Origin of the sequence: Plantactinospora endophytica (assembly GCF_016862915.1) — a bacterium.
Lineage (GTDB): Bacteria > Actinomycetota > Actinomycetes > Mycobacteriales > Micromonosporaceae > Plantactinospora > Plantactinospora endophytica.
In genome coordinates, this window is the sequence record NZ_BONW01000022.1 from 1 (window position 1) to 20,144 (window position 20,144).

At 71.2% G+C, this 20,144-nt stretch carries 15 protein-coding genes, 21 tRNA genes and 1 pseudogene; 28 read left to right on the top strand and 9 right to left on the bottom strand.

Features of this window, described 5'->3' with window-relative positions:
• Positions 1-160: 160 nt before the first annotated feature.
• Entirely contained in the window at positions 161-436 is a 276-nt protein-coding gene (locus Pen02_RS23650; RefSeq protein ID WP_203868293.1) for a bacteriocin immunity protein, read from the top strand.
• Between the two features lie 36 nt (positions 437-472).
• Here the strand turns inward: Pen02_RS23650 and uvrC are convergent, their stop codons facing one another.
• From uvrC to rsgA, 4 genes and pseudogenes are all read right to left on the bottom strand, one after another.
• The gene (uvrC, locus tag Pen02_RS23655) at positions 473-2,410 is read right to left on the bottom strand and encodes an excinuclease ABC subunit UvrC (RefSeq protein ID WP_203868294.1); all 1,938 of its coding nucleotides are present in this window, start codon (positions 2,408-2,410) and stop codon (positions 473-475) included.
• 74 nt (positions 2,411-2,484) lie between these two features.
• Positions 2,485-2,973 (bottom strand): Rieske (2Fe-2S) protein, encoded by a 489-nt coding sequence (locus Pen02_RS23660; RefSeq protein WP_203868295.1) that lies wholly within the window; start codon positions 2,971-2,973, stop codon positions 2,485-2,487.
• A 257-nt stretch (positions 2,974-3,230) separates the two neighbouring features.
• Positions 3,231-6,164 (bottom strand): annotated as a pseudogene (gene uvrA, locus Pen02_RS23665) (excinuclease ABC subunit UvrA); the annotation flags it as partial.
• 228 nt (positions 6,165-6,392) lie between these two features.
• Entirely contained in the window at positions 6,393-7,463 is a 1,071-nt protein-coding gene (rsgA, locus tag Pen02_RS23670; RefSeq protein ID WP_203868296.1) for a ribosome small subunit-dependent GTPase A, read from the bottom strand.
• A 221-nt stretch (positions 7,464-7,684) separates the two neighbouring features.
• Between rsgA and Pen02_RS23675 the strand changes: the two genes are divergently transcribed.
• The 26 genes from Pen02_RS23675 to Pen02_RS23800 all read left to right on the top strand — a co-directional run bounded on the left by Pen02_RS23675 (position 7,685) and on the right by Pen02_RS23800 (position 14,340).
• Complete coding sequence (locus Pen02_RS23675) at positions 7,685-8,440, top strand: maleylpyruvate isomerase family mycothiol-dependent enzyme (protein ID WP_203868297.1); 756 nt, start codon at positions 7,685-7,687, stop codon at positions 8,438-8,440.
• Between the two features lie 31 nt (positions 8,441-8,471).
• Positions 8,472-9,125 (top strand): MBL fold metallo-hydrolase, encoded by a 654-nt coding sequence (locus Pen02_RS23680; protein ID WP_203868298.1) that lies wholly within the window; start codon positions 8,472-8,474, stop codon positions 9,123-9,125.
• A gap of 89 nt (positions 9,126-9,214) precedes the next feature.
• Positions 9,215-10,018 (top strand): alpha/beta fold hydrolase, encoded by an 804-nt coding sequence (locus Pen02_RS23685; RefSeq protein WP_203868299.1) that lies wholly within the window; start codon positions 9,215-9,217, stop codon positions 10,016-10,018.
• Positions 10,019-10,494: 476 nt separating this feature from the next.
• Positions 10,495-10,567, top strand: a tRNA-Trp gene (locus Pen02_RS23690).
• A 213-nt stretch (positions 10,568-10,780) separates the two neighbouring features.
• Positions 10,781-10,853, top strand: a tRNA-Glu gene (locus tag Pen02_RS23695).
• A gap of 11 nt (positions 10,854-10,864) precedes the next feature.
• Positions 10,865-10,935 (top strand) — tRNA-Gly (locus Pen02_RS23700).
• 13 nt (positions 10,936-10,948) lie between these two features.
• A tRNA-Gln gene (locus Pen02_RS23705) sits at positions 10,949-11,032 on the top strand.
• Between the two features lie 6 nt (positions 11,033-11,038).
• Positions 11,039-11,112, top strand: a tRNA-Leu gene (locus Pen02_RS23710).
• A 7-nt stretch (positions 11,113-11,119) separates the two neighbouring features.
• Positions 11,120-11,192, top strand: a tRNA-Gly gene (locus Pen02_RS23715).
• A 52-nt stretch (positions 11,193-11,244) separates the two neighbouring features.
• A complete protein-coding gene (locus tag Pen02_RS23720) occupies positions 11,245-11,685 on the top strand; it encodes an HNH endonuclease (protein ID WP_203868300.1) in 441 nt (146 codons plus the stop codon).
• A gap of 35 nt (positions 11,686-11,720) precedes the next feature.
• Positions 11,721-11,792 (top strand) — tRNA-Gln (locus tag Pen02_RS23725).
• A 6-nt stretch (positions 11,793-11,798) separates the two neighbouring features.
• A tRNA-Leu gene (locus tag Pen02_RS23730) sits at positions 11,799-11,873 on the top strand.
• Between the two features lie 78 nt (positions 11,874-11,951).
• Positions 11,952-12,024: transfer RNA gene (locus Pen02_RS23735), tRNA-Leu, on the top strand.
• Between the two features lie 25 nt (positions 12,025-12,049).
• A tRNA-Ser gene (locus Pen02_RS23740) sits at positions 12,050-12,135 on the top strand.
• Between the two features lie 6 nt (positions 12,136-12,141).
• A tRNA-Arg gene (locus tag Pen02_RS23745) sits at positions 12,142-12,214 on the top strand.
• A 6-nt stretch (positions 12,215-12,220) separates the two neighbouring features.
• Positions 12,221-12,294 (top strand) — tRNA-Pro (locus Pen02_RS23750).
• Positions 12,295-12,358: 64 nt separating this feature from the next.
• Entirely contained in the window at positions 12,359-13,105 is a 747-nt protein-coding gene (locus Pen02_RS23755; RefSeq protein ID WP_203868301.1) for a DUF7873 family protein, read from the top strand.
• A 402-nt stretch (positions 13,106-13,507) separates the two neighbouring features.
• Positions 13,508-13,590: transfer RNA gene (locus tag Pen02_RS23760), tRNA-Ser, on the top strand.
• 16 nt (positions 13,591-13,606) lie between these two features.
• A tRNA-Lys gene (locus Pen02_RS23765) sits at positions 13,607-13,679 on the top strand.
• Positions 13,680-13,681: 2 nt separating this feature from the next.
• A tRNA-Met gene (locus tag Pen02_RS23770) sits at positions 13,682-13,753 on the top strand.
• A 2-nt stretch (positions 13,754-13,755) separates the two neighbouring features.
• A tRNA-Val gene (locus Pen02_RS23775) sits at positions 13,756-13,828 on the top strand.
• 7 nt (positions 13,829-13,835) lie between these two features.
• A tRNA-Glu gene (locus Pen02_RS23780) sits at positions 13,836-13,909 on the top strand.
• A 50-nt stretch (positions 13,910-13,959) separates the two neighbouring features.
• Positions 13,960-14,031, top strand: a tRNA-Val gene (locus Pen02_RS23785).
• Between the two features lie 44 nt (positions 14,032-14,075).
• Positions 14,076-14,148 (top strand) — tRNA-His (locus Pen02_RS23790).
• A 3-nt stretch (positions 14,149-14,151) separates the two neighbouring features.
• Positions 14,152-14,234 (top strand) — tRNA-Tyr (locus tag Pen02_RS23795).
• Positions 14,235-14,267: 33 nt separating this feature from the next.
• A tRNA-Cys gene (locus Pen02_RS23800) sits at positions 14,268-14,340 on the top strand.
• Between the two features lie 153 nt (positions 14,341-14,493).
• Here the strand turns inward: Pen02_RS23800 and Pen02_RS23805 are convergent.
• Positions 14,494-14,745: an SCO4848 family membrane protein gene (locus Pen02_RS23805; RefSeq protein WP_203868302.1), complete on the bottom strand. Its 252-nt coding sequence runs from the start codon at positions 14,743-14,745 to the stop codon at positions 14,494-14,496.
• Between the two features lie 213 nt (positions 14,746-14,958).
• Positions 14,959-15,567 (bottom strand): DedA family protein, encoded by a 609-nt coding sequence (locus Pen02_RS23810; protein WP_203868303.1) that lies wholly within the window; start codon positions 15,565-15,567, stop codon positions 14,959-14,961.
• 283 nt (positions 15,568-15,850) lie between these two features.
• Between Pen02_RS23810 and Pen02_RS23815 the strand changes: the two genes are divergently transcribed.
• Complete coding sequence (locus Pen02_RS23815; protein ID WP_203868304.1) at positions 15,851-16,054, top strand: cold-shock protein; 204 nt, start codon at positions 15,851-15,853, stop codon at positions 16,052-16,054.
• Here Pen02_RS23815 and Pen02_RS23820 read toward each other — a convergent pair.
• From Pen02_RS23820 to iolD, 3 genes are all read right to left on the bottom strand, one after another.
• A complete protein-coding gene (locus Pen02_RS23820; RefSeq protein ID WP_203868305.1) occupies positions 16,035-17,321 on the bottom strand; it encodes an MFS transporter in 1,287 nt (428 codons plus the stop codon). The genes Pen02_RS23815 and Pen02_RS23820 overlap by 20 nt on opposite strands.
• Before the next feature lie 123 nt (positions 17,322-17,444).
• Positions 17,445-17,969 (bottom strand): ArsR/SmtB family transcription factor, encoded by a 525-nt coding sequence (locus tag Pen02_RS23825; RefSeq protein WP_203868505.1) that lies wholly within the window; start codon positions 17,967-17,969, stop codon positions 17,445-17,447.
• Positions 17,970-18,068: 99 nt separating this feature from the next.
• Positions 18,069-19,952: a 3D-(3,5/4)-trihydroxycyclohexane-1,2-dione acylhydrolase (decyclizing) gene (gene iolD, locus Pen02_RS23830; RefSeq protein WP_203868306.1), complete on the bottom strand. Its 1,884-nt coding sequence runs from the start codon at positions 19,950-19,952 to the stop codon at positions 18,069-18,071.
• Positions 19,953-20,144 lie beyond the last annotated feature (192 nt).

Genomic DNA, 20,144 nt, shown 5'->3' on the forward strand with positions numbered 1-20,144 from the left:
CCACAGGCCTTGGTACTCGGTCGTACGCGTAATGTAACGACCGGCCGCCCCCGATCATTCCCCCGGGCCGACCTGATCATGAACTCGGGTCAGACAATCCACGCAGTCGATCCGAGACAGGATTCCGTATTCTCGGGTCGTCGTGCGGAGGGGGCGAGTCGTGGTTGACGGGTCGATCGGCGACAACACCGGCCTGCCCCGGTCAGATCGGCGGGACCGGGCCGAACTGGTGAGACTGGTCGAACGGATCATGTCGGCCGAGGGCACCGAGGAGGAACTCGACGCCTGGTTGCGGATGCTCGACCGACAGGGTCCGACACCGGACGGCCACGCCACCGGGCTGATTTACCACCCCGAGGACCATGGACTCGGGCCGGACCCCGGGCCGGCGGAGATCGTCGAGCGGCTGCTGTCGTACCGCCCGATCGCGCTGTAGCGACGACGAGGGCAACTCGCCCGTGCGGCTGCGGGGTCAGCGGGCCTGCGGAGCCTCGGTCGGGTTCAGCGCCGCGACGATCGCCTCGGCGGTACGCCGACCCACCCCCGGCACCTCGGCGATCTCGTCGACGGTGGCCGCCGAGAGCCGTTTGACCGAGCCGAAGTGCCGCAGCAGCGCCTTGCGGCGTACCTCGCCGAGGCCGGGGACCTGGTCCAGACCGGAGACGGTCATCCGCTTGGAGCGGCGCTGCCGGTGGAAGGTGATGGCGAACCGGTGCGCCTCGTCCCGGACCCGTTGCAGCAGGTAGAGCCCCTCCGAGGTGCGGGGCAGGATCACCGGGAACTCGTCACCGGGCAGCCAGACCTCCTCCAGCCGCTTGGCCAGCCCGCACAGCGCGATGTCGTCGATGCCCAACTCGGCCAGCACCTCGGCAGCGGCGGCCACCTGCGGCTGCCCGCCGTCCACCACCACCAACTGCGGCGGGTACGCGAACTTGCGCGGTCGCCCGGTGGTCGGGTCGATGCCCGGCCGGTCCGGGTCGGAGGCCATCTCGTCGCCGATCTCGCCCGTCTCGCCCCGGGCCTGGAGGTAGCGGGCGAACCGTCGACGCAGCACCTCGGAGAGCGCCGACAGGTCGTCGGTGGCGCCGCGCACCATGAACCGCCGGTATTCGCTCTTGCGGGCCAGCCCGTCCTCGAAGACGACCATGCTGGCCACCACGTCGGTGCCCTGGATCTGCGAGACGTCGTAACACTCGATCCGCAGCGGCGCCGTACGCAGCCCGAGCGCCTCGGTGATCTCGTCCAGCGCCTCGCTGCGGGTGGTCAGGTCGCCGGCCCGGCGCAGCTTGTGCCGGGTCAGCGCCTCGGCGGCGTTCCGCGCGACCGTCTCCAGCAACGACTTCTTGTCGCCGCGCTGCGGCACCCGCAGGGCCACCCGGCTGCCCCGGTGCGCCGACAGCCACTCCGCGAGCGCGTCGGAGTCCGCCGGCAGGGCGGGCACCAGCAGTTCCCGGGGCACGTCGCCCTCGCCCTCCGCCCCGCCGTAGACCTGGGAGCAGAAGTGGTGCACCAGGTCCCCGGTGGTCAGGTCCTCGACCTTCTCCACCACCCAGCCGCGCTGGCCGCGTACCCGACCGCCCCGGACGTGGAAGACCTGGACCGCCGCCTCCAGCGGGTCCTCGGCGAACGCCACCACGTCGGCGTCGGTGCCGTCGCCGAGCACCACGGTCTGCTTCTCCATCGCCCGGCGCAACGCCACGATGTCGTCGCGCAGCCGCGCGGCCCGCTCGAACTCCAGCGCCTCGCTGGCCTCGCCCATCTCGCGTTCCAGCCGGCGGACCATCTGGTCGGTGCGGCCGGCCATGAAGTCGCAGAACTCGTCGACGATCCGGCGGTGCTCCTCGGCCGAGGCGCGCCCGACGCACGGCGCCGAGCACTTGCCGATGTCACCGAGCAGGCACGGCCGGCCGATCTGCGCCTGCCGCCGGAACACCCCGGCGGAGCAGGTCCGAGCCGGGAAGACCCGGAGCAGCAGGTCGAGCGTCTCGCGGATCGCCCAGGCGTGCGAGTACGGCCCGAAGTAGCGCACCCCCTTGCGCTTGGCGCCCCGCATCACCTGGAGCCGGGGAAACTCCTCGTCCAGCGTGACGGCGAGGTACGGGTACGACTTGTCGTCCCGGTAGCGCACGTTGAACCGGGGGTCGTACTGCTTGATCCACGAGTATTCGAGTTGCAGCGCCTCGACCTCGGTGCCGACGGTGACCCAGTCGACGCTGCCGGCGGTGGTGACCATCTGCTGGGTGCGCTGGTGCAGATTCCACAGGTCGCCGAAGTAGGAGTTGAGTCGGCTGCGCAGGCTCTTCGCCTTGCCGACGTAGATCACCCGGCCGCTGGGATCGCGGAATCGGTAGACCCCGGGCAGATCGGGAATCGTGCCCGGTGCCGGGCGATAGGTAGCGGGGTCGGGCACGCCGACAAGCCTAGTCCCCGGGTGGGACACCGCCTGGCGCGGCGACGACGGTCGGCCGCGCCAGGCAACCCGGCTCAGGCCAGGACGATGTTGTCCCCCTCGACGGTGACCTTCTTCTCCGGCAGCGGCTTGGTGGCCGGGCCACCCTTGACCGAGCCGTCCGCCACCGAGAACTTGCTGAAGTGGCAACTACAGTTGATCGTGCCGCCGTCAACGCCGGTCACCGGGCACTGCTGGTGGGTGCAGATCGAGCTGAAGGCCTTGAACTGGCCCTCGGTCGGCTGGGTGACCACGATCTGCTGGTCCTGGATGATCTTGCCACCGCCGACCGGGATCTCGCTCTTCTTGGCCAGCGCGGCACCACCGCCGCCCTCGGCCGGAGCACTTGCCGAACCGCTGGGGGCCGGAGCGCCGCCGGCCGACGGGCTGCTTCCGGTGCCGTCGAGCGCGTCGTCGTCGCCGGTGCCGCACGCGGCCAGCACCACGGACGCACCGATCGCCCCCGCACCCGTCAACAACGCCCGTCGGGTCTGCGTGCCCGGCCCGGTCAGTTCGTCACTCATACCTAGCCTTCCTATTCGGCGCCGCGCTCCTGGTCGTTCCGCGGCCACGTCCGGGAACACGGATATATCCACCAACCGGTTCAACCGGACCGGCGTCAGGATGTCCCGGTACGCCGGCTCTTCGCCGGGCCGGTCTTCGCGGTCGCCGTCTTCGCCGCGCCGCCCGCCCGGGTGGCGCCGCCCTTCACCGTACCGGCACCGGCCCGGCCGTTCCCGGCCTTCGCGGAGCCGTCACCGGTCTTGGTGGTACCGCCGTTCGCCCTGGTCGCGCCGCCGTTGACCTTCGCCGCGCCGCCGTTGGCCCGAGCTGCCCGGGTGGTCGCCGCGCTCGCTCCCCGGGCCGGCCCGGTCAACCCCAGCACCGGCCGGAGGAACTGTCCGGTGTGGCTCTCCGGCACCTCCGCCAACTCCTCGGGGGTGCCGGCGGCCAGCACGGTGCCGCCCCGGTGCCCGCCCTCCGGGCCCATGTCGACCAGCCAGTCGGCGGTCTTGATCACGTCGAGGTTGTGCTCGATGACGATCACCGTGTTGCCCTTGTCGACCAGGCTGTCCAGCACGCCGAGCAGCTTGCGGATGTCCTCGAAGTGCAGCCCGGTGGTCGGCTCGTCGAGCACGTACACCGTGCGGCCGGTGGAGCGCTTCTGCAACTCGGAGGCGAGCTTGACCCGCTGCGCCTCGCCGCCGGAGAGGGTCGGCGCCGGCTGGCCGAGCCGGACGTACCCGAGGCCGACGTCGACCAGCGTCTTCAGGTGCCGGTGGATGGCCGGGATCGCCGAGAAGAACTCGGCCGCCTCCTCGATCGGCATCTCCAGGATGTCCGAGACCGTCCGCCCCTTGTAGTGCACCTCCAGGGTCTCCCGGTTGTACCGGGCACCCTTGCAGACCTCGCACGGCACGTAGACGTCGGGCAGGAAGTTCATCTCGATCTTGATCGTGCCGTCACCACTGCACGCCTCGCAGCGACCGCCCTTGACGTTGAACGAGAACCGGCCCGGCCCGTACCCCCGGACCTTCGCCTCGGTGGTCTCCGCGAAGAGCTTGCGGACGTGGTCCCAGACCCCGGTGTACGTCGCCGGGTTCGACCTCGGGGTGCGCCCGATCGGCGACTGGTCCACCCCGACCACCTTGTCGACGTTCTCCAGGCCGGTGATCCGGGTGTGCCGGCCGGGCACCAGCCGGGCGCCGTTGATCTGGTTGGCGAGTACGGCGTAAAGGATGTCGTTGACCAGCGTCGACTTGCCCGAACCGCTGACCCCGGTGACCGCGATGAACTGCCCGAGCGGGAACGAGACGGTGAGGTTGCGCAGGTTGTGCTCGCGGGCCCCCTGCACCACCAACTCCCGGCCCGGGGTCTGCGGCCGGCGCCCCTTCGGCGTCGGGATGACCTTCCGCCCCGACAGGTAGGCCCCGGTCACCGACTCGGTGTTGGTCAGCAGGTCCGGCACCGAACCGCTGTGCACGATCTTGCCGCCGTGCTCACCGGCGCCCGGCCCGATGTCGACGATCCAGTCCGCCGTACGGATGGTGTCCTCGTCGTGCTCGACCACGATCAGCGTGTTGCCCAGCCCCTTGAGCCGGACCAGCGTCTCGATCAGCCGATGGTTGTCCCGCTGGTGCAGGCCGATCGACGGCTCGTCCAGCACGTAGAGCACCCCGACCAGGCCGGAGCCGATCTGGGTGGCCAGCCGGATCCGCTGCGCCTCGCCGCCGGAGAGCGTGCCGGCCGCCCGGTCCAGCGACAGGTAGTCGAGGCCGACGTCGACCAGGAAACGCAGCCGGGCGTTGATCTCCTTGAGCACCCGCTCGGCGATCATCTTCTGCCGGTCGGTCAGGGTCATCCCGCCGAGCAGCTCGGCGCACTCGCCGACCGAGAGCGCGCAGACCTCGGCGATGTTCCGCCCGCCCAGGGTGACCGCCAGCACCTCCGGCTTGAGCCGGCTGCCCCGGCAGACCGGGCAGGGCACGTCCCGCATGTAGCCCTCGTATTTGTCGCGGGACCAGTCCGACTCGGTGTCGTTGTGCCGGCGCTCGATCCACTGCACCACGCCCTCGAAGCCGGTGTAGTAGGAGCGCTCGCGGCCGTACTTGTTGCGGTAACGGACGTGCACCTGGTCGCCGGAGCCGTGCAGGATGGTCTTCTGCGCCCGGGACGGCAGCGCCCGCCAGGGCGTGTCCAGGTCGAAGTGCTCGGCCTCGCCCAGCGCCTGCAACAGGCGGAGGAAGTATTCCTGGGTCTGCCCGCCGGCCCACGGCTGGACGGCGCCCTCCCGCAGGGTCCGCTCGGTGTCCGGGATGAGCAGCTCGGCGTCGACCTCCTTCTTGGTGCCCAGCCCGGTGCACTCCGGGCAGGCGCCGTACGGGGCGTTGAAGGAGAAGACCCGGGGTTCGAGGTCCTCGATCGCCAGCGGGTGGTCGTTGGGGCAGGCCAGGTGCTCGGAGTAGCGCCGCTCCCGACCCGGGTCGTCCTCGGGCAGGTCGACGAAGTCGAGCAGCACCAGCCCGCCGGAGAGCCCGAGCGTGGCCTCGACCGAGTCGGTGAGCCGCTGCTTGGCGCTCGCCTTGACGGTGAGCCGGTCCACCACCACCTCGATGGTGTGCTTCTCCTGCTTCTTCAGCTTCGGCGGCTCGGTCAGCGGATAGACCACCCCGTCGACCCGGGCCCGGGCGTAGCCCTTGGCCTGGAGTTCGGCGAAGAGGTCGACGTACTCCCCCTTGCGGCCACGGATCACCGGGGCGAGCACCATGAACCGGATGCCCTCCTCCATCGCCAGCACCCGGTCGACGATCTGCTGCGGGCTCTGCCGGGAGATCTTCTCGCCGCAGACCGGGCAGTGCGGCTCGCCGACCCGGGCGAAGAGCAGCCGGAGGTAGTCGTAGACCTCGGTGATGGTGCCGACGGTGGAGCGCGGGTTGCGCGAGGTGGACTTCTGGTCGATCGAGACGGCCGGGCTCAACCCCTCGATGAAGTCGACGTCCGGCTTGTCCATCTGGCCGAGGAACTGCCGGGCGTACGACGACAGCGACTCGACGTAGCGTCGTTGGCCCTCGGCGAAGATCGTGTCGAAGGCCAGGCTGGATTTACCGGAACCGGAGAGCCCGGTGAAGACGATCATGGCGTCGCGCGGCAGGTCGAGGTTGACGTCGCGCAGGTTGTGTTCACGCGCGCCACGGATGATCAGTCGGTCGGCCACTGTCCGCGCACTCCCGGGGAGAAAAGATATGTTCTGTCCGATTTACTGGCGCAGAGGAGCGCCTCGGCAACTCTAGCCCCGGCGTATGACAGTTTTCCGCACCGGCAGATTCCCGCAGCTCAACACCTCGATGCTCGATCGATCGACGCCACGGTCGCCGGTGTCCCGGACCCTGCGGTCGGACGGACCGCAGGTCCCGGGCGAGTGCGCTCCCGATCCCCCCACCGGTCAGCGCGCCGGGCCGCCCCGGCTCCGGTGCTCCTTGGTGATCCGCTTCCACCTGTGCCGCTCCTCGGCGGCCAACCGGGCGTCCCGGCGACGTGTCTCGTACGCCACCTCGCGTTGGAGCTTCTGCCAGCTCGTCCAGCGCCGTGGGCTCAACTCGCCGGCGTCCAGCGCGACCTGGACCGCGCAGCCCGGCTCGCCCCGGTGCCCGCAGTCGGCGAACCGGCAGGCGGCGACGAGTTCCGCCACGTCCGCGAAAGCCTGGTCCAGCCCGGTTGCCGCGTCGAGCAGGCCCACCGCCCGCACCCCCGGGGTGTCCAGCACCGCTCCCCCGCCCGGAATCGGGATCAGTTGCCGGTGCGTGGTGGTGTGCCGGCCCTTGCCGTCCACCCCGCGTACCCCCTGGGTGGTCATCACCGTCGCCCCGGCCAGCGCGTTCACCAGGGTCGACTTGCCGGCCCCGGACGGCCCGAGCAGCGCCAGCGTACGGCCGGCGGCGACCCACGGGCGCAGTTCGGCCAGCCCGGTGCCGCGCTGGGCGCTCACCGGCAGCACCTCGACGCCCGGTGCCACCTGGCCGAGTTGGGCGGCCACCGCCGCCGGGTCGGCGACCAGGTCACACTTGGTGAGCACCACCAGCGGCCGGGCGCCCGACTCCCAGGCAAGCGCGAGCAGCCGCTCGATCCGGGCCACGTCCGGCGACGGATGCAGCGGCTCGATCACCGCCGCCGCGTCGACGTTCGCCGCCAGCACCTGGCCGGACGAGTCCTTGTCGGCGGTACGCCGGACGATCGCGGTACGCCGGGGCAGCACCGTCTCCACGGTCAGCCGCCGGTCCGGCCAACTCCGGACCAGTACCCAGTCACCGGCACACGGCAGGTTCACCGCGTCCCGGGCCGCCGCCACGAGTACGCCGCCGCCGAGACTGGCCCGGACCGGGCCGGCCGGGCCGAGCACCGTACAGATTCCCCGGTCGGCCCGGACCACCCGGCCGGGCCGGAGATCGTCGCCACGGTCCGGGTACGCCGCGGCCAGGGACGCGTCCCAACCGAAGGACGCGAGATCGAAGGTCATGTCAACCCTTTGTCGTCAGGAGTGGATACGAGAAGTGGAAACGGTGGCCACGCGCACTGCGACCGGCATGCATCCCACCTCCTCACGGCTCCGGGTGCGGTATCGACGGTAGGTGGTGGCCCGGCCGCACCGAAAGCCAATTCCGCGCCCGTCCCGGCTCCGGCGACATCCGGTGGAGGCGTACCGGACCATCCGGCCGACGCCCGCTATCGTCGTAAGTCGTGACACTCGACCCACTGGCGCTGCTGCCGGAGGTGGACCGGGCGACGGAGCGGCTGTTGCGGACCGTCGACGGGCTCGACGACGCGGCGATCGGCGAGCCGTCGCTACTGCCCGGCTGGACCCGGGGGCACGTCCTCACCCACCTCGCCCGTAACGCCGACAGCTACGTCAACCTGTTGACCTCGGCGCGTACCGGTGCGGACATCCCGCAGTACCCGAGCGCTGTGGCCCGGAACGCGGACATCGCGGCCGGCGCGGCCCGGCCGGCCGCCGCGCACCTCGCCGACCTGCGGGCCAGCGCGGAGCGGTTCGCCGAGGCCGCCCGGCAGATGCCCGCCGAGGCGTGGGCCGGGCAGGTCCGGTCCACCCGGGGGCTCCGGCCCGCCGCCACCCTCGCCTGGGGACGGCTGCGGGAGGTGGAGGTGCACCACGTCGACCTCGCCGCCGGCTACCGGAGCGCCGACTGGCCGGACGCGTTCGGCCAGCGGCTGCTGCACGAGGTGGCGCACGACCTGGCCGGCCGGGACGACCCGCTGGCGCTGGTACTGCGTCCGGCGGAGACCGGGCAGCCGCTGACCGTGGGTACCGGCCGGGGCCGGCCGGTCGGGATCCCGGCCCCCGACAGCGGACCGGAACTGCGCACCGTCGCCGGTCCGGCACACGAACTGGCCGGCTGGCTCACCGGCCGGAGCAGCGGTACCGGTCTGGTGGTCACGCCCGCCGGGCCGCTACCGGCACCCCCGCCCTGGATCTGACCCGCCGAACCGACTCGGAGGCACCCGAAAGATGAGCTACACCGGAGACGTCGTCGCCGACGGACCGGCCGACGTACGCGAGCTGACCGGCCTCATCGTCAGCAAGCTCTCGGTCGGCCCGATGGACAACAACGCGTACCTGCTGCGCTGCACCTCGACCGGCGAACAGGTGCTGATCGACGCGGCCAACGAGGCACCCCGGCTGTTGGCGCTGGTCGGTGACGGCGGCCTGGCCGCGGTGGTCACCACACACCGGCACATGGACCACTGGGTGGCCCTGGAGGAGGTGGTGGCCAGCACCGGGGCGCGGTCGCTGGTGCACGCCGCCGACGCCGACGGGCTGCCGATCGCCTCCGAACCGCTCGCCGACGGCGACCGGATCCGGGTCGGCAACCGCGAGCTGGAGGTGATCCACATCGTCGGGCACACCCCGGGCTCGGTCGCACTGCTCTACCGGGACGACGTCGACGGGACGCACCTGTTCACCGGGGACTCGCTGTTTCCGGGTGGGGTCGGCAACACCGACCGCGACCCGGTGCGGTTCGGCTCGCTGATCAACGACGTGGAGCAGAAGCTCTTCGACCGGCTGCCCGACGAGACCTGGTTCTATCCCGGGCACGGCCGGGACAGCACGCTCGGCGCCGAACGGCCCGCCCTGCCGGAGTGGCGCGCCCGGGGCTGGTGACCCATGGCCACCCGGGGCATTCCGGCCGGTAGCCGGCGGGTGTGCCCCGGTACTTGGCGCACTTGGCTAATGGGTGTAGCTTTTAGGCTATGACTGACACCCGCTTTCTCCGTCGCCCGGACGGGCGTCTCGCGTACGACCTCTGGGACGGCGAGGGGCCGCTGGTGATCTGCGCTCCCGGCATGGGCGAGCTGCGCCAGTCGTACCGGCTGCTGGTGCCGAAGCTGGTCGAGGCGGGCCACCGGGTCGCCGTACTCGACATCCGGGGGCACGGCGACAGCGATGCGACCTTTTCCGGGTACGACGACGTCGCCCTCGCCAGCGACCTGCTCGCGCTCGTCGACGAACTCGGCGGGCCGGCGTTCCTGGTCGGCAACTCCATGGGTGCCGGCGCCAGCGTGATCGCCGCCGCCGACGCCCCGGAGAAGGTACGCGGCCTCGCCCTGCTCGGCCCCTTCGTCCGACAGCCCGCCGGAGCCGCGCTGCTGGGCCTGCTGTTCCGGGTGATGCTCGTCCGGCCCTGGGGCCCGGCGGCCTTCCTCGGCTACTACCCGAAATGGCTGCCCGGCACCAAGCCCGAGGGGTACCCGGAACACCTGGCCCGGGTCAGGGACAACCTGCGGCGCCCCGGGCACTGGCGGGCCTTCGTGCAGACCACCCGCACCTCGCACGAACCGGCCCGACAACGGCTCCCCGAGGTCTCCGCCCCGGCCGTCGTCGTGATGGGCGCCGCCGACGTGGACTGGAAGGACCCGGAGGCCGAGGCGCGCTGGATCGGCGGACAGCTCGGGGCCGAGGTGGTGATGGCCCCCGGAGTGGGCCACTTCCCGCAGGTCCAGGCCCCGGACCTGGTCGCGGCGGCAGTGGCCCGGCTGGTCGGACGCGCCACCTGAGTCCGGAATCCACTGTCCGGGAAGGACCGTGCTGGCACCGGAGACCGCCGGTGCCGGCACCGCCGTTCCACCGCGTCCCCGGTCGGCGTGGCCGTGCCGTCGAGCAGGTATTCCGGGCCGGCAATTCGACTAGGCGCGGGAAAGGTCGAAAAAGATGTTGCTCCGGGCCGGGGCGGCACCTACCGTAGTTACCACAGCGATCAACAAAGCGACACCGAGACGACAGGGAGCATCCGATGTTGTGGCAGGCCTTCTCGCGAGCGTGGCGGCAGATGCCGTACGCCTCGAAGGGTTGTGCCTCGCTCGGGCGACCCGTCCACCTAAGCAGCGGCGAATGTGCCGAGCTGGGCGGCTGGCGGACGTAACGCGACTTCACTCGCGTCCACGCCGCCCACCCAGACCGGGACCGGGCGGCTTTTCTTTACCCATGGGTCTGCGCTCACGCGTCCTTACCCACGGGCCATTCACCACGCCACAGGGGTGTGGCGCAACTGGCAGCGCAGCGGCCTCCAAATCCGAAGGTTGCAGGTTCGAGTCCTGTCACCCCTGCTTTCTCCCCCGACCTCGGCCGGCGGGACCGGTACCACGTTGAAAACTCCACAGTGGATGGCATTACCGATGCCCGGCCGGCGGCGTACCACCGCGCCGGCCGGGCGGATCCGGGGCGAGGGAGACGGCTGACCCGCCTGTTTTGGGTACAGGAGACACCGAGTTCGATTCTCGGGTCCCGGACGGAAGGACTCGGGGCGGCCAGCCCCGCACGGACCGTTGGAGTAGTGGTTATCTCGCCAGACTCTCACTCTGGAGAAGGCCGGTTCGATCCCGGCACGGTCTACGTACGACATCGCGGTCATAGCTCAACGGAAGAGCGCCTGGTTTCCACCCAGAGGACCGGAGTTCGATTCTCCGTGGCCGCTCGCAGTGCCCCGCCGGGGAATGGTGTAACTGGCAACATGCCCGGCTTTGAACCGGGAGACGGTAACGCTCGTGCTGGTTCGAGTCCAGCTTCCCCGGCTACCCGCTCCGGTAGCCCAACGGCAGGAGGCAGCGCGCTCAAAACGCGCACAGTGTGCGTTCGAATCGCACCCGGAGCATTTCCATGCGGCTGTAGCGCAGTTGGTAGCGCGCCACCTTGCCATGGTGGAGGTCCCGGGTTCAAGTCCCGGTAGCCGCTCCGAACCTTATGACGGAAGTTCCCGCACAACGACGAGAGAAGGAGGTATCCGGTGGACGTCCTGGTCATCAACGCCGATCTCGGCCCGCTCCACCGGGTCAGTCTCCGGCACGCCGTCCGGATGCTGGTCCGGCGCGTCGCCGAGGTGCACGAGGCCGAGCCGGACCGGCTGATCGGGGTCTACCCGGTCCCGACGGTGGTCCGACTGGTCCGGTACGTCGTCACCAGGTGGCGCTTCAGCTCCGGGCCCGCGTGGTCCCGGCCGGGCGTACTCACCCGGGACGGGCGCCGGTGCGGCTACTGCGGCGGCCACGCGAGCACCGTCGACCACATCCTGCCCCGCTCCCGCGGTGGCCGGAACACCTGGACCAACACCGTCGCGTCCTGCGACGGCTGCAACCAGCGCAAGGCAGACCGCACCCCCGCCGAGGCGGGCATGGTGCTGCGGTCGGCGGCGACGGTCCCGAGCTGGGCCGCGCTGACCCGGCGCTGAGCGCGGCCGGCGGACTCTCCCCCGCCGGCCACCATTCCCGGATCGTCCAACTGGCAGGACGCCTGATTCTGGCTCAGGAAATTGAGGTTCAAATCCTTGTCCGGGAGCGCGATGCCCTCGTGGCCCAATTGGTAGAGGCGCCAGGTCGAGAGCCTGGTCACGTGCGCGTTCGAGTCGCGCCGAGGGCACTTCGGGGTGGGTGCTGGTGCACAGTGTTGCCTTGCAAGCTGCGCGTGCGCGGTTCGATCCCGCGTCACTCCACGTATGCCCGGGTAGCCCAACGGTAGAGGCCGCCGGCTCAGAACCGGTGCGTTGCAGGTTCGACTCCTGCTCCGGGTACGTCACGCGCCGTCGGCGCGGTTTCGGAAGGATGGCCGAGAGGTCCATGGCACCGCCCTGCTAAGGCGGACCGGCTCGTAACCGGCGAGGGTTCGAATCCCTCTCCTTCCGCTTCACGCCCCTGTAGCTCAGTGGACAGAGTGTCTGGCTACGAACCAGAAGGTCGGAGGTTCGACTCCTCCCAGGGGTACGACAACGGGACGTGGCGCAGCTTGGTAGCGCGCCGCACTGGGGGTGCGGAGGTCGTCGGTTCAAATCCGGCCGTCCCGACTTCGACAGGGTCGCCGTACGTGGCGACGACGACTAACGTCTGCCCGACGAGACCGAGAGGATCATGGTGCCGAATCCGACCGAACTGCACAAAATCAATGCGCTCGTGCAGGGCTTCAAGCCGCAGGCCAAGCGGGAACTCACCGACGCGCACCGGCGTACCCAGAAGGCACCGCCGCTGTCCGGCATCTCCCGGACGTACCAGCCGTTCGCCGACGACATCCGCGAGCAGTTGCCGCCGGAGTCGACCCGGGTGCAGTACACCGTCCAGGAGGTGCTCGACGAGGTTGCCTCGACCATGGGTCGGCTCTTCGACCTCCAGTTCCTCCAGGACACCGGCAACGCCACCGCCAAGGCCGACGTCGTGGTCGACGGCCGGACGCTGGTCCGGGAGGCACCGGTCACCTATCTGCTCTTCCTGGAGAAGCAGCTCGTCGACCTGCGCACCTTCGTCGACGGACTGGCCACCCTGGACGCGGCGGAGCGGTGGGAGTTCGACCCCGACCGGGGCTGCCACGCGAGTACGCCGAGCCAGACGCAGAAGATGCGCAAGGTGCACCGCAACCACGTGAAGGCCGAGGCGACCGAGAAGCACCCGGCGCAGGTCGAGGTCTACACCGAGGACGTACCGGTGGGCACCTGGACCACGGTCAAGCTCTCCGGCGCGCTGCCCGCCGAGCGGGTCAAGGTGCTGCGCGGCCGGGTCGACAAGCTGCTGGAGGCGGTGAAGGTGGCCCGCGAGGAGGCGAACAGCACCACCGTCGAGGACCGTACGGTCGGCGACGAGGTTTTCGGCTACCTGTTCGGGTAGTCTCCCAGGCACCCCCGTGGAGCGGGGGGTGGCGCGAAATGCGCCGAGACTGAGACTGACTCGTCAGACTCATCAAGGTGACGGTTCCAGTGGAGGTTCGAGTCCTCCCCTCGGCACTTCGGGCCGAGGTAGCCCAACCGGTAGAGGCAGGCCGGCACCGAGCAGGCTGAGACTATCGCTCCAGGCTCAGCACCCCCACCCATCGCCAGACCTACCGACCACGACAATCTCGACGAGATGCTGGTTCGAGTCCAGTCTGCCGCTCTTCCTGCGGCGGTCGCTTAATGGCAAAGCACGTCGACCGCAGACTGATCGTGGGCCTTAAACGCCGCTGGCGTGCGAACGGGTGGAATCTTGAGGGCCCCCGGGGCAGGGCATACCCCGGGGGTCCGCCAAACTCTCGGAAGGCGCCGCCCGGTGGCGGGCGACCGGTCTTGAAAACCGGGGTGTCGGCAACGGCAGGGGTTCGACTCCTCCGCCTTCCTCTCTCTGCAATGTCATGCGCCGCTAGCTCAATGGTCAGAGCAACGCACTCTTAATGCGTGGGTTCAGGGTTCAAGTCCCTGGCGGCGTACTCGCGGGATAGCGCAGTGGTAGCGCGGCGGTCTCATAAGCCGCAGGCCCCGGGTTCGACTCCCGGTCCCGCTCCCGTTCCGGTAGCTCAGTCGGAGGAGCATCGCGTCGACACCGCGAAGGTCGCTGGTTCGAGTCCAGCCCGGAACACGCACATGGCGCCGTGGACGAGTGGCTAGAGTCGCCAGGCTTTCACCCTGGATTTCGCGGGTTCGAATCCCGTCGGCGCTACCCGATCCAGGTTCCCCCGATCCACGCTCCCCCGGTCCGGGTGGAGCGGCGCCCGGATAGCTCAGCGGAGGAGCGCCTCGTTCACACCGAGGAGGTCCCTGGTTCGATCCCAGGTCCGGGTACTCGCCGAGCGGCCACGACGGTGGCCGTGGCTCGGCCGGAAATGGTGACTGTGGCTCAGCAGGAAGAGCGCCGGACTGTGGATCCGGAGGTCGCGGGTTCGAGTCCCGCCAGTCACCCACGCGGGTGCGCCGACGGTGGAGAGTCGGGTCTGCCTGTAAAGCAGATGCTTTGCGCTGAGGAGGTTCGAGTCCTCCCACCCGCACGCACGCCTCCGGTCACCGGAGGTCGTGGCGATGACCTCGTTTCGTCCCCGGTGGGGCGTCCCGCCTGCAAAGCGGGTGATTCGGGTTCGACTCCCGGCGAGGTCTCGATGCCATCCACTGTGGACAGCGTGGGCGCGGGCGTTGGCTGCTCGGCCGCCACTCATGATGGCGGTGTGCCCGGATCGACACCGGGGCCCACGACTCGCCGGCCGGCGATGGTCACGACGGGGGTACGCCGGCCGGCGGCCCACTCCCGGTTCAGGACCGTTGCCGCCGTCCCGCCAACCAGGCGCGTACGCCGAGCACGCCGACGGTGGTCCCGATCGCCAAAGACGCCCCGATCAGCAGCGCGTGCACCCACAGGAAGCTCGTCGGGCTACCCTGCCCGATCTCCCCGGTCGACCAGGCCCGGGCGTCGTTCCAGATAGCGACGGCGAACCGGGGCCAGATCACCCAGGTCCACACGCCGACCAGGATCAGGAACGTGGCCCAGCGCCGTGACAACACCATGGCAGGCCAGTATGCCAGCCGGTCGGACCAGCCCGGTCGGGGCACGATCTCGTGGGGTGCCCACTCGTGGGGGTCACCGGCGGCCTGGTGGTCGACTCCCCTGCTGACGTGGGCCGCCCGGGTTCCGTGAGCCGCCCCCGGGTGACGCCGACCGGCGGCCCCCCGGCCGGCCGGCGTCACCCGATCACCCCCCGAACACCGGGCGTCGCCCGGTCAGCCCGGCACCGTCGAGGCGAGTCGGCGGCGCACGCCCAGCAGGACGAGCGCACCGAAGATCATCCCGAAGCCCACCGTGCCGAGCATGGCGAACGACTCGCCGGGCAGCAGCCCGCCGACCGACCGGGCCAGGATGCCGAGCAGCATGTAGAGCCCGGCCCAGAGCACCGCGCCGACCGCCGCGAAGCTCACGAACCGCCGGTACGACATCCGCAGCCCGCCCGCCGCGAGCGGCAGCAGCGCGTTCAGCACCGGCAGGAAGGGCGCCACCATCACCATCCGGCCCCCGCCACTGCCGAGCATCCGCTCGGCGGCCGACCAGCGCGCCTCCCCGATCCACGCCCCGGTACGGCTGTTCCGCAGCCGGGTGCCGAACCGACGACCGGCGAAGAAGGTGAGCGACCAGCCGCCGAGGCAGCCGCCGATCACCGCCAGGAACGCCCCCACGCTCGCGGGCCGACCGACCCCCACCGCCGCCAGCACCGCGACGTCGCCCGGCACCAGTACGCCGAGCAACGGAATCGCGTCCAGCATCATGACTCCGCCGAGCACCGCCAGGAAGACCCCCGACGGCAGTTCCCCCACCTGAACCAGCCAGTCCGCCACGTCAGGAACGTTACGGACCGGGAATGCCCCGGACATCCGGGCCGAGCCCTGGTAAGCGGCGCGGGCAACCCTGACCCGATCTAGGGGTGACTCCACCGCTCGGCGTAGGCCGAGGCAGCTAGCTCCACCTACTTCCGGCCTCCCGACCGGTGGACTCCGACCGTCGAACTCCGACTCGCCCCCGCCGACTCCCGGCTTCCGGCCGCGCCGGATACCCCGGACCGCTACTGTCGGTGGCGTACGAGGCACGCCACGCACCGGGCGCGCCGCTAAGGAGACACCCATGGCAAGCGGAACCGTGAAGTGGTTCAACTCGGAAAAGGGCTTCGGCTTCATCGAGCAGGACGGCGGAGGGCCGGACGTGTTCGTCCACTACTCCGCGATCTCGACGTCCGGCTACCGGGAGCTCAACGAGGGGCAGAAGGTCGAATTCGACGTCACCCAGGGCGAGAAGGGCCCGCAGGCGGCTAACGTCCAGCCGCGCTGACCAGGTCGCGAGGCCCCGGGCAGGCCGGTGCCGGCACCTGCGTACCGGACGGTTCGGGCAGGTTCCGGTGCCGGCGCAGCGGGCCGGTCAGCAGGACCAGCCCGCTCAGCGCCAGACTGCCGGTGATCAACCACATCGCCGGCCGGAGGCCGAACGCCGTACCGAGGGCACCGCCGAGTACGGCACCGAGCGGGATGGTGCCGTAGTTGACCGCCTGCATGGTCACCACGACCCGGCCGAGCAGCCGGTGCGGCACGTATGCCTGGCGGAAGCCGCTCTTGATCACGTTGCCGGCGACAACTCCGGCGCCGATCACCACGCCGGCCACCACCACCAGCCCGAGCCGGGCACCGGGTGCGGTCATCGGGATCAGCAGCGCGAACGGTTCCGCGCCGAGGGCGCAGAGCAGCAGCGCTCGGGCACTGCCCAGCCGTCGGGACAGCCGGGTGGCGACGGCGGCGCCGATCACCCCGCCGAGGCTCATCAGGGCGACCAGGCCGCCGACCGTACCCGGACCGAGGCCGACCTCGCGGACCAGGAAGACGACCAGGATCGCCTGGTACCCGACCAGGCCGACGTTGCTGACCGCTCCCCAGACGGTGAGCACCCGCAGGTAGGGGTCGCGGGCGGTGAACCGTACCCCTTCGGCGATCTGCCGGCCGAAGCCCGGCGCCGGACCGGTGTCGCGGCGCGGCTCCGGTCGGCGGATCGACAGCAGGCAGACGGCCGAGCCGACGAAGGTGAGCACGTCCACCAGCAGCGCCGTCGCCGCGCCGACCAGGCTGGCCAGCAGGCCCGCCGCCCCCGGCCCGGCCACCTGGGACACCGCCTCGGTGCCCTGCAACTTCGCGTTACCCTCCGGCAGGTCGGCCCGGGCCAGCAGGGTGGGCAGGTAGACCTGGTACGCGGTCTTGAAGAAGACGCTCACCGTGCCACCGGCCAACGCCACGGCCAGCAGCTGCCCGATGGTGAGTACGCCGAGCCAGCCGGCCACCGGCACGCTGACGAAGAGCAGCGCGGCGACCAGGTCGCAGGTCACCATCACCGGCCGGCAGGGCAGCCGGTCCACCCAGGCACCGGCCGGCAGCCCGACCAGTAGCCAGGGCAGCCAGGTCGCGGCGGTCAGCAGCGCAACCTGGAAGGTGTTGGCGCCGAGGGTGGCGACGGCGACCAGCGGCAGCGCCACACTGGTGACGCTGGCGCCGAAGCTGCTGCCGGCCTGACCGATCCAGAACAGCCGGAAGTCTCGGTGTCGGAGCAGGCTCATCTCGTCTCCTCACTCCCGCTGACCTCGTTCTCTGGTCGGGGGCTCGTGTCGAGGGCTCGTGTCGAGGGCTCGTGCCTACCGGCGGTGTGCCCACCGGGCCGGCGGTTTGCCCACCGGGTCAGGTCAGGGCTGTGCCGGGATGCCGTGGGCGAAGAAGAACACCGGGTCGCGGCGCTGCCCGTCGTCCGGCAGCTCGCGGTCGCCCCAGCGGGACAGCAGGGACAGCAGTTCGGCCTCGAACTCGGCCAGTTCGGCCGGGGTGAGCCGCAGCCAGCGGTCGGTCGAGAAGGGCGCCTCGTCCCAGGCGGCGCGCTCGTCGTCGGCGACGGCGTGCCAGTCCCGGACCAGGCCGATCTGGCGGTCGAGGTTGAGCGAGACGGCCGCCTGCTGCACCGCCTGCGCGGACGGGTCGTCGGCGAAGTCGGCGCCGGACCAGCGCAGGCCGGCCGAGACCAGCCGCCACCAGCGTTCCCGGCGGTCCCGGGCCAGTTCCGGCGCCTCCTCGACCAGGTCGGCGGCGGCCAGCACCTTCAGGTGGTGGCTGACGTTCGCGACCGCCTGCCCGGTGCGCTCGGCGAGCGTGCTGACGGTGGCCGGACCGTAGACCTTCAGCACGTCCATCAGCCGGCGGCGGAGCGGGTGGGACATGGCGGCCAGCACCCGGGAGTCGGTGATCTTGCGGATCTCTCTCGTCACGCCACCCAGGCTGGCATACGCAAGAGCAGTTGTGCAAGAACTATTGCGCAACTATGGTTGCAGGTAGTGGCGCTGCTCGCGCCTGCCCCGCTCGTACGCCGCCCGCGCCGCGTCCGCGCCGTCCAGCGTCGACATCTCCGCCACCGGCACGTCCCACCACGCCCCACCGGGCGGCCCCGGCAGCAGCGGATCGGTCTCCACGTGCACGACGGTCGTACGCCGGCACTCCCGGGCCCGGCCCAGCGCCACCCGCAGCTCGTCGACGCCCCGCACCCGGAACACCTCGGCGCCCAGACTCGCCGCGTTGGCGGCCAGGTCCACCGGCAGCACCGGCCCGTCCAGTCGCCCGGACTCCCCGTCCCGGAAGCGGTAGCGGGTGCCGAACCGCTGCCCGCCGACCGACTCCGACAGCGCGCCGATCGAGGCGTACCCGTGGTTCTGCACCAGGACGACGATCAGCTTGATCCCCTCGGCGACCGCGGTCACCAGCTCCTGGGCCATCATCAGATATGAGCCGTCGCCGACCAGGACGAAGACCTCCCGGTCCGGTGCGGCGAGCTTCACCCCGAGCCCGCCGGCGATCTCGTAGCCCATGCAGGAGTAGCCGTACTCGACGTGGTAGCCGAGCGGGTCGCGTACCCGCCAGAGCCGGTGCAGCTCGCCGGGAAGCGAGCCGGCCGCGCAGACCAGCACGTCCCGTGCCCCGACCACCTCGTCGAGTACGCCCAGCACCTCGGCCTGGGCCGGCAGCGGCTCGTGCCGGCGCGCGTACGTCGCCCGGACCGTCGCGTCCCAGTCGGCGGCGAGCCGCCGCGCCCGTTCCCGGTGCCCGGCCGGCGCCGACCAGCCGGCCAGCGCCTCGGTCAGCGCGGTCAGCCCGGCCCGGGCGTCGGCCCGCACCGGCACCGCCGAGAGTTTCACCGCGTCGAAGGCGGCCACGTTCAGGTTGACGAACCGCACCCCGGGATCGGCGAAGACGGTCCGGGAGGCGGTGGTGAAATCGGTGTACCGGGTGCCGACCCCCAGCACCACGTCGGCGTCGGCGGCCAGCTCGTTGGCGGCGTCGGCACCGGTCGCCCCGACCGCGCCGACGGCCAGCGGATGGTCGGACGGCAGCGCACCCTTGCCGGCCTGGGTCACCGCCACCGGAATGCCGCTCGCCTCGGCGAAGTCGCGCAGCGCCTCGGTCGCCTCGGAATGCAGCACGCCGCCGCCGGCCACCAGCAGCGGACGCCGCGCGGCCCGCAACACCGCGACCGCCCGGGCCAGCGCCGCCGGCTCCGGCACCGGCCGGGGTACGTGCCAGGTCCGCTCGGCGAACAGCTCCACCGGCCAGTCGTACGCCTCGGCCTGCACGTCCTGCGGCAGCGCCAGGGTCACCGCCCCGGTCTCGGCCGGGTCGGTCAGCACCCGCACCGCACCCAGCAGCGCGCTCGGCAACTGCTCCGGCCGGTACACCCGGTCGAAGAACCGGGAGACCGGCCGGAAGCAGTCGTTGACCGAGACGTCGTACCCGCGCGGATCCTCCAGCTCCTGGAGCACCGGACCGGCCACCCGGGTCGCGAAGACGTCGCCGGGCAGCAGCAATACCGGCAGCCGGTTGATCGTGGCCAGGGCCGCCCCGGTGACCATGTTGGTGGCGCCGGGGCCGATCGAACTGGTGCAGGCCCAGGTGCTCAGCCGGTGGCGGGTACGGGCGTAGCCGACGGCGGCGTGCACCATCGCCTGCTCGTTGCGGGCCGGCAGGTAGCGCAGACCCGGGGCACCGGCGATCTCGTGTTCGGCGAGCGCCAGGCCGAGCCCGGCGACGTTGCCGTGCCCGAAGATGCCGAAGCAGCCCGCGAAGAGCCGGTGCCGTACGCCGTCCCGTTCGGTCCGCTGGGCGGCGAGGAACCGGACCAGCGCCTGCCCGACGGTGAGTCTGGTGGTCGTCATCGGGGCCTCCGGTCGGGACGGGCCGTGAGCCGGCAATCGTCGGGCATCGGGCGTCAGGCGTCGGCGTCGGGCTTCGGGCGGGACGTCGGGCGTTGCCGGAGTCCGAGGTCGGGGTGAACCCGGCCGAGCCTGCAAGATCGGCATCAGGGCGAGATCGGCATCAGTGAGGTGCGAGGTCAGCGGGAGTGCTGG

What these genes read in the sequence shown, in the direction of transcription:
- Pen02_RS23755 (WP_203868301.1), top strand. Translation starts at nt 12,359, where the DNA reads ATGGTGCCGAATCCGACCGAACTGCACAAAATCAATGCGCTCGTGCAG.
- Pen02_RS23815 (WP_203868304.1), top strand. Translation starts at nt 15,851, where the DNA reads ATGGCAAGCGGAACCGTGAAGTGGTTCAACTCGGAAAAGGGCTTCGGC.
- iolD (WP_203868306.1), bottom strand. Translation starts at nt 19,952, where the DNA reads ATGACGACCACCAGACTCACCGTCGGGCAGGCGCTGGTCCGGTTCCTC.
- Pen02_RS23685 (WP_203868299.1), top strand. Translation starts at nt 9,215, where the DNA reads ATGACTGACACCCGCTTTCTCCGTCGCCCGGACGGGCGTCTCGCGTAC.
- Pen02_RS23680 (WP_203868298.1), top strand. Translation starts at nt 8,472, where the DNA reads ATGAGCTACACCGGAGACGTCGTCGCCGACGGACCGGCCGACGTACGC.
- Pen02_RS23820 (WP_203868305.1), bottom strand. Translation starts at nt 17,321, where the DNA reads ATGAGCCTGCTCCGACACCGAGACTTCCGGCTGTTCTGGATCGGTCAG.
- Pen02_RS23660 (WP_203868295.1), bottom strand. Translation starts at nt 2,973, where the DNA reads ATGAGTGACGAACTGACCGGGCCGGGCACGCAGACCCGACGGGCGTTG.
- Pen02_RS23825 (WP_203868505.1), bottom strand. Translation starts at nt 17,969, where the DNA reads ATGTCCCACCCGCTCCGCCGCCGGCTGATGGACGTGCTGAAGGTCTAC.
- Pen02_RS23805 (WP_203868302.1), bottom strand. Translation starts at nt 14,745, where the DNA reads ATGGTGTTGTCACGGCGCTGGGCCACGTTCCTGATCCTGGTCGGCGTG.
- rsgA (WP_203868296.1), bottom strand. Translation starts at nt 7,463, where the DNA reads ATGACCTTCGATCTCGCGTCCTTCGGTTGGGACGCGTCCCTGGCCGCG.